This window comes from Dendronalium phyllosphericum CENA369 (assembly GCF_016056275.1).
Classification (GTDB): Bacteria; Cyanobacteriota; Cyanobacteriia; order Cyanobacteriales; family Nostocaceae; genus Dendronalium; species Dendronalium phyllosphericum.
Genome location: NZ_JAECZA010000192.1, coordinates 1 through 1,101, shown reverse-complemented (window position 1 = coordinate 1,101; position 1,101 = coordinate 1). Strand labels below are relative to the sequence as shown.

General features: G+C 66.9%; 2 protein-coding genes. Both read right to left on the bottom strand.

Going from position 1 to position 1,101, the window contains the following annotated elements; genetic code table 11:
* The coding region (locus I8752_RS22190; RefSeq protein ID WP_214434437.1) for a class I SAM-dependent methyltransferase at positions 1 to 483 on the bottom strand (483 nt) is incomplete at its 3' end.
* A gap of 154 nt (positions 484 to 637) precedes the next feature.
* Positions 638 to 1,101, bottom strand: a 464-nt coding sequence (locus I8752_RS22185; RefSeq protein WP_214434436.1) for a hypothetical protein, incomplete at its 5' end; no start/stop codon positions are given.

Genomic DNA, 1,101 nt, shown 5'->3' with positions numbered 1-1,101 from the left:
CTCATAGGCCGACTCACGATCGACCGCCTCGTCATATTGGCCATAGACCGGCGACGACTTGATCAGCTTGTCACGCTCCTGCGGCGTGATCGGGCCCATGCTGGATAGATAGGCAGCATCGCCAAGGCGATCCTCGGCAATGAGGCCCGCTACCTGCTGCAAGTCCGGCACGGCGATCAAGGCGAAGCCGCCGGGCTTCAGCACACGCCGGAACTCGGCGAAGGCAGCCGGAACCTCATGGGCATAGAGATGCTCGACGTTGTGGGACGACCAGACCGCATCGACCGACGCGTTCGGTACATCGGCCATGTCGGTGATCGTTCCCACGATATCAGGCTGGACCTCGGGGTCGATATCCAGCCGGATCTCGCGCCAGTCGCCGGGGTTGAAGAAGGCGGCTGGCAGCTTGGCGGGATTGGCGATGCCGCACCCGACATGCAGGACCGTGCGCAGGGTCGTCTCAGCGGCGCTGAACGCATTCATGGGCGAGCCATCCTCTTGATGCCGTCTCGAAGACCCAGGTTCTGGCCCCCAGGCGTTGACGGCATCTTTACCAATGGGCCGAGAAATGAGACCCGAGCGCGCGACGACCTCCGGCGCACGTGACGCCGGAGGTCGATTTGCTCGCTGTCGAGGCTCAGGCGAACAAGGCGTTGATCTGGCTCGACGACATGGCGCCGAGCTGGGCGGTGGTGAAGGCGGCGGCCTGCGTGCTGCTCAGCGCCGCCAGATCCGCCGTTTCCATCGCCGCCACCTGGCCAGTCGTAAACGCCGCGATCTGCGCCGTCCCGAAGGCGGCCATCTGCGCCGTCGTCAGGGCGGTGACGGCCGCGCTGGTCAGTGCCGTGAGCTGGGACGTGCTCAAGGAGGCGAGCACTCCCGTACCAAGGCCACCAATCTGCGCCGTCGCCAGGGCGCCGAGGGAAGCGGTCGTGAGGCCGGCTGCCTGCGTGCTGGTCAGGGCAGCAAGCTGAGCCGAGGTCAGCGCGCCGATCTGTGCCGTGGAGAGGGCCGAAAGGTCGGCCGTTTCCATGGCGCGGATCTGCGTCGAGGCCAGCCCCGCCACCTGCGCCGTCGTCAGCCCGGCCACCTGCGCCGTCG